The sequence below is a fragment of the Deltaproteobacteria bacterium genome, from assembly GCA_023382265.1.
Classification (GTDB): domain Bacteria; phylum JAMCPX01; class JAMCPX01; order JAMCPX01; family JAMCPX01; genus JAMCPX01.
In genome coordinates this window covers 1-6,158 of record JAMCPX010000052.1, presented here as the reverse complement: position 1 = coordinate 6,158, position 6,158 = coordinate 1, and the positions used below count along the sequence as shown (strand labels likewise).

At 40.2% G+C, this 6,158-nt stretch carries 10 protein-coding genes; 6 read left to right on the top strand and 4 right to left on the bottom strand.

Features of this window, described 5'->3' with window-relative positions; genetic code table 11:
* The 3 genes from M1381_09310 to M1381_09300 all read left to right on the top strand — a co-directional run.
* Nucleotides 1–244, top strand: a 244-nt coding sequence (locus M1381_09310; GenBank protein ID MCL4479276.1) for a hypothetical protein, incomplete at its 5' end; no start/stop codon positions are given.
* A gap of 126 nt (nucleotides 245–370) precedes the next feature.
* Entirely contained in the window at nucleotides 371–1,033 is a 663-nt protein-coding gene (locus M1381_09305; GenBank protein MCL4479275.1) for a hypothetical protein, read from the top strand.
* Between the two features lie 10 nt (nucleotides 1,034–1,043).
* Complete coding sequence (locus M1381_09300; GenBank protein MCL4479274.1) at nucleotides 1,044–1,733, top strand: hypothetical protein; 690 nt, start codon at nucleotides 1,044–1,046, stop codon at nucleotides 1,731–1,733.
* A gap of 408 nt (nucleotides 1,734–2,141) precedes the next feature.
* Here the strand turns inward: M1381_09300 and M1381_09295 are convergent, their stop codons facing one another.
* Complete coding sequence (locus M1381_09295; protein ID MCL4479273.1) at nucleotides 2,142–3,473, bottom strand: hypothetical protein; 1,332 nt, start codon at nucleotides 3,471–3,473, stop codon at nucleotides 2,142–2,144.
* A 151-nt stretch (nucleotides 3,474–3,624) separates the two neighbouring features.
* Between M1381_09295 and M1381_09290 the strand changes: the two genes are divergently transcribed.
* From M1381_09290 to M1381_09280, 3 genes are all read left to right on the top strand, one after another.
* Nucleotides 3,625–4,074 (top strand): PIN domain-containing protein, encoded by a 450-nt coding sequence (locus tag M1381_09290; protein ID MCL4479272.1) that lies wholly within the window; start codon nucleotides 3,625–3,627, stop codon nucleotides 4,072–4,074.
* Between the two features lies 1 nt (nucleotide 4,075).
* Nucleotides 4,076–4,276, top strand: a complete 201-nt coding sequence (locus tag M1381_09285; protein MCL4479271.1) for a hypothetical protein — start codon at nucleotides 4,076–4,078, stop codon at nucleotides 4,274–4,276.
* 168 nt (nucleotides 4,277–4,444) lie between these two features.
* A complete protein-coding gene (locus M1381_09280) occupies nucleotides 4,445–4,660 on the top strand; it encodes a hypothetical protein (GenBank protein MCL4479270.1) in 216 nt (71 codons plus the stop codon).
* Between the two features lie 10 nt (nucleotides 4,661–4,670).
* Here M1381_09280 and M1381_09275 read toward each other — a convergent pair whose 3' ends face one another.
* The 3 genes from M1381_09275 to M1381_09265 are packed head-to-tail and all read right to left on the bottom strand — an operon-like array spanning nucleotide 4,671 to nucleotide 5,738.
* Nucleotides 4,671–5,072, bottom strand: a complete 402-nt coding sequence (locus tag M1381_09275; GenBank protein ID MCL4479269.1) for a type II toxin-antitoxin system VapC family toxin — start codon at nucleotides 5,070–5,072, stop codon at nucleotides 4,671–4,673.
* Nucleotides 5,050–5,298 (bottom strand): AbrB/MazE/SpoVT family DNA-binding domain-containing protein, encoded by a 249-nt coding sequence (locus M1381_09270; GenBank protein MCL4479268.1) that lies wholly within the window; start codon nucleotides 5,296–5,298, stop codon nucleotides 5,050–5,052. The genes M1381_09275 and M1381_09270 overlap by 23 nt, the downstream gene beginning before the upstream one ends.
* 44 nt (nucleotides 5,299–5,342) lie before the next feature.
* Entirely contained in the window at nucleotides 5,343–5,738 is a 396-nt protein-coding gene (locus M1381_09265) for a hypothetical protein (protein MCL4479267.1), read from the bottom strand.
* Nucleotides 5,739–6,158: the final 420 nt, after the last annotated feature.

The window sequence follows — 6,158 nt, the reverse complement described above, 5'->3', positions numbered from 1 at the left end:
TGGTGTTACCGGAGGGGATACAAGATTGGTCATTGCGGACGATACAGGTAAAGCTGATCAAGATAGGGGGCAGGCTCATACGACATGCCCGGTATTATTACATGCTTCTGGCGGAGGTCCATATCAAGGAATGGATATGGCGAGGCATCATGAGGAAGATAAGCCGGCTCTGTCCTTCGCCTGGATAACAATAAACAGATACTGTCGTATGAAGGGAATAAAGCGAAGGGATACGTGTCTTTAAAAGAAGGGGAAGCGGTGCTCATCTGGGGGCAAGAAAAGATTTTGGGGCTTGGAGCATGAAATTTGACGGTGGATTTGCTTGATAAACAAGCTAAAACGTGGCTAATCAGGCATAAGAGGGGAGTGTGTGGAACGAAAATTTATTTTTGAGGGCTTAAATGGAGGATTCCAATTAAATGATGTAGCTCTTGCAGTAGGCTCGGATGATGGCAAGGTATATGCCTTTTCAACATTGGGAGGCAGCGGACTTACTATGCTTACAACAACAGGTGCAATTAAATCATCCATAGCATTTACATCCCAATATTTTGCAGTAGGCGATGACAATGGGATGGTATTTGGTGGTAAATTTATTACACCACAACCATGTGCGGCGAGTACCGCTGCCGACCCTACACAGACAAGCGAGCTTGATAATATGAGGGCATTCAGAGATAGGACAATGGGACAAGGTAAGGAGGGCAAATGGCTGATAGATACATATTACCAATACACCTCAGAGGTTACAGGGATAATAGCAATGCATAGCGACATAAGGCAGCAGGCCCAAACGCTGCTTGGAGAAGCGCTAACAGTGATAACCGCCTATCAGAAGAACAATGATACTGATGAACTTAATGAACAATTAACACAAGAGCAAGCAGATCAATTATATGAATTTGCAGAAAATATAAAAGCTTTGACAAATGATCAATCATTAAAGGATGCACTTACAAAATGGGAACAAGATGACTTAAATCACTGGCAAGGAATGACCTACAGACAGATTATTCAGGAGATGGAAAGATAAAGAGGCAATGATGGTAATATCTTATAAGAGCATTTTAATTTTAACCATCATATTAGGGATCGTATGTATGGGAGAAGATGGGGGAGGATGCAGGCAGTCTTCACTCCCCCAAAACAAGCAACCTGCAGGAAGTATCATAACGACTACAAATTTTGCAGGTTCATGCCTTGATGCCTCTTATTTTACTGATACTGTTGAAAATGAACCGCTTACAACTACTATATCTTTAACAAACTCTGCAGGTGAACAAGTTACAAGCTTTTCGCAAAGTGAGCCAATAATTTTTGTAATAACCGTTACAAACATATCAAATCAACTTCAACAATTATGGACAACTGGTTGTACTCTCCCTGCTGTGGTAGGGATCAGTGATAATAAGGGCAATCCAATAACGTGTACAGTTTATGTGGATATATGCTGCTCAGTTAACAATATGGGTATTATGACCAGTGGCAACTTTTTCAGCATATCTGTGGGTGGGAGCTTTACAACAGAGACTGCGTACCAAATAAGCGATCCACAACTAAACATCTATGAGCCTCCATTACCGAAAGGTATATATTATGTGCAGGGATTTTTTTTAGGAATAGGATATGAGCGAAATGGCGTAGCAGTGCCTATATGTCAAGCTAACACTGATTGGGTTAACAAAGCTATTTTTGCCCCTCCGACAAGATGGGTACAATTTATGATGAAGTAAAGAACTTGTATCATTGATAATATCACTGCTAACCCGAAAATGCATTTGCAATATGTGGAAGTTTGTGTAATGAGTGATAAGCCATAATATTTATTATCAGGCAAATTCCAATAACGGAAACTACTCACCCTATCGCCATTCTTCCAAGTATAAGTTTTCTCTGTTACTTTTAATACGTTGTTTATACGTTTGTGTACTTGAAGTCCAACTACAATTTCCAACAACCATCCATTAGTTGTACCAACAGGAATACCTTCCTCCTGCCAAACTTCAGCCCACTTTACAATTAAATCGTTATTTACTTCAGATAAAGATTCTATGTTGTGTCTAAATTCTCTAAAAAAATTAAAGTCGGCCATTTTTATTCCCTCCTTTTTTATTTTGTCATACCATATTCGTAACTATTTTTCATTGTTCTACCTCAATCCATTTTGCAAACAGCCATGGCACGGTATTCGTGCCGCCAATAGCCGTTTCGTAGGTTTTACTGCCCACGACATTGCCCAGAATTTTTACCGGTGCACCATTCGGAATACCACCACCCGTCAGCTCTCTCATAAGCTGGTTACCACTTACTGACAAATAATCAACGTATACCATATATGTCCCTCCCAACCTTATTAAGTACGAACCGACGCCTAAACGTTGGAATACAATCCCCTCTATCTCAATGTATTTACCCATCAAACTCCATGGGTTTGTTACCAGTGTCTCATACCTAAACTGCTCCGGCGGAAAAAACTCATACGCCTCATCCTTAGATGCTATGTTATTTTTTAAAAACTTCTCGATTCTATCAAATTCTTTTTTCTCGCCATTTGTAAGTGTTTCTGTATTACCTTTGGCGATTTTCCAATAACTGTATGCATCTTCCCAATCTTTTTCATGCACTGCTTTTTCTGCCTGTCTCAGCGCCTGTTTAGTCAACCTGGATGCTATTACATCGGTATATTTACTTTGCGGATACGTTTGTAAAAACGTTTGATACCCATCCACTGTGTCCTGTTTTAAAGCTATTTCATAATCTCTATCAATCCAATGATATTGAATAGTTTCAGGTATTGATACATCCTTCTCGACTTTTTCTGCCTTTAAGCTTGCCCATGTATTATGAAACTCTTTCGCAGATTCACCAAGCTCGCTTATCGTGAAGATTACATTCCCCGAAGCATCGGCACTTTTTGTAAACGTTTTATCGTCATTTAACGTCAGGGTAACTTGTGTTCCGCCAGGAGATACCTCGTCGCACCTATTCGGCTCAGAAGATTGAATTGTTTTCGTAACTTCTCCTATGTGGCGGGACGAGTCCATTGCCCTGAAAGAGTCCGTGATACATACCGGAAAGAGTAAAATTCCTATGCCTACTATAAGAGAATAGATTGAAGCAATACTATAACAATCTCCGAGATCGCCCGGTCCGGACCAATTATTGCTAAGCTCATTAACTATTCCTTTTTCATAAACCGCCCTCCTTTCCGTAATCTCTGTCCTGTCATAAATACCCCTATCCTCTGTCTCGCACATCTGATACTTCTTTATCGACGCTTCTACCGATACATCATTGAATTTGGCAGAGTCCCTAAATTGATAACTGACCGTATACTGATAACCAGTATTCTCCTTTACCGTGTATTCCTTCAGCAGTACATCGTCATTCTTTGTGCTTTCTTGAATTGTGGCGCATGAAGAAAACAGCAGCGAAAAAACACACACCAAGACTGTCTTCTGTTTTAAAGACATACGGGTATCCTCCTTTGTTCCGAGGATAACAGACGGGAGTGACAGCAGTATGTCAGCGGTGAGAAAATATGATTTCTCCGGTTTTTAACAAAAAACCTTCTCATTAATTTCCGGTTTTACTTTGTTTACTATAGATGGTATAAATCAATGTATGAAATTGAAATTATATTTGGATTCGTGCGTGTATAATAGGCCTTTTGATTTTCAGGGGCAGGAACGGGTGGCTTTAGAGACAAGCGCATTCATTTACCTCATAGATAAAATAGAAAAAGAGGATTATGTTATTGTTGTGTCGGAAGCGTTGATTTACGAGAATAATATAAACCCCGATGAAGAAAGGAAAAACAGAATACACTCATACTTTAAATTAGCAGATGAACTTGTCAGAGTGGATGATTCAGATGTTGAAAGAGTAATATCTTTAAAAAGATATGGACTATCAGATATGGATGCCTTACATATTACATTAGCTGAGAAGTGTAAGGCTGATTACTTTATTACCTGTGATGATGAGATAGTAAGACTATATAAAACACATCAGGACTCAATAAAAGTAAAAGTTTTGGGCATAATTGAATTTATCGCAAAGGAGAAGAAATAACATGGGTGTACCTTTAGCTAACATAAAAACAAAGGGATGGAATGCACTGGTAAAAGAACTGGGCTATGCAGGTGCAACTAAGTTCATACTGTTATACGAAACCGGGGAAGGCGATTACACTAAAACGCACAAGAAGCTACTAAAAGATATTAAGATTGAAAAGATCATCAAAGACATTAGGGAATCCAGAAAAAGGTCTTAAAAAGATTATCCTCGCCACCGTACCATATTTATTTGGAGCATTTACACCCGTCCCCCTTTGCTATCAATACGGGACAATCAAAACCGCTGACTGCAGTATGTCAGTGGGGAAAATATATTTTCCTATACTCTGCTTGTATAATAACAAAAATTGGTTTATTATTTAAATATGAAAGAGTTCGATATATTTTCTAAAGTAGACAAAACGGCTTTTTCTGTCGGTACACTTAATCACGACATTGACGACAGAGATTTTTGGTTATCCAAGTCGCCTGAAGAACGTTTGCGTGCAATAGAACTTATACGGCAGACAATTTATGGCTATTCCTTCACTACCGCAAGACTTCAAAGAGTTTTTGAAATTATTGAACTCACAGCACCTTAAGATTCAGTGTCTACATCCACTGAATCTTTACCGTTTTTTCAACCCGTTTAAATTCTCTATCGCCGGTTAGTATCTCCGCGCCCTTGATAGTCTCGGCGAGTCCGATAACAAAGCAATCCGCATAAGAAAGGCCGCCCGCCGCCTTATGCCTTGCTGCGTACAAAGTCGCCTTCCGGCTTACTTCTACAATTTCAACCGGCATGTTTTCCAAAGCGTGCCTGACTTTTTCGGCATATTCCTCGTTGTATTCACGGAGCGTGATGTAATATACCTCTCCCCAGTTTACCACCGAAAGGAACAATTGGCATGTTCCCTCGGACGCTTGCTGCAGAACTTCTGCTATCTTATCCCAGCCTTTTTCCTTCTCGAAATAAGCCAAAAGCACGTAACTATCGAGGACGAGCGTCTTCAAGTTTTTGCTCCTTTCTTCTTTCTTCCAGGAGCGCACTTGTTGCTTTACCCTTATCCGGAAGAATACCTGCAAACTGCTCAAAGTATTGTTTGGATAATGGTCTTACAAGAAAGCCGCCCTCCTGCTCGATAATTGCGACTTTGTTTCCCTTTTTCAATTCAAGCTTACGCCGTATTTCTGCAGGGATAACAATCTGTCCCTTTAACGTTACCATAGAAGTTTTCATAGTACCCTCCTTTTTATAATATATACACATTTTAAAAAGTAAGTCTATTTTATTATTGAGGATACGTATGGATAATCGGGTATACAACAGGATAGGGTGGACATGCGGAGGCACGCAGGCAAACGGACGGCAACCCACTGTTGTGAGTCTTTTTGCAGGTCGCCGACCCAATTATATTTTCTTGTTCTGGGATAGAATATGACAGCACGATTACCATCTTCGAGTTCGACAGTCACTTCGTAATAATTGCCCTGTATTTCAGAAAAGATGTCGGCATCTTCCACTTCCGAAACCGTGCCCTTACCCGCAACCAGGTGCTTCCATTTGTTTCTTATGTTCCATCTTTCCTGCTGGACCTCGGTCAGGTTTTTAAACTCCGAGACCAATTCTGTAAACGGTTCATAGCTCCTGTTTGAAGTTTCTCCGCCTTTTACCTCCAATGGCTAAACCCCAAAAATACGAGCACCGTTGCCAGCACAACCAGCACCTTGTTTTTAAAGACCATGTTATCCTCCTTTGTTCCGAGGATAACAGACGGAAGTGACAGCAGTATGTCAGTGTGCAAAAGTTTTTTACCCCATTAGAAAGCCCCACCATTTATCAGGCTATCCGACATTTCAAAAAGTATCAAGTTTGTCATTCTGAACGAAGTGAAGAATCTAATCTTTTTAGCAAGTTACAAAAACGAGATTCTTCGGCTACGCCTCAGAATGACAATTGTCGGACAGTCTGTTATGGTGGGGGAATACTGTGATAATTTTTAATTCATTATAGAAAGGGCGTGTTTTAAAGCCACGTCTTTTCTAAGGGCCCAAAAGTGATCATGGGACTGATAGAACAAAAAGAAAGAGTGTTCGACA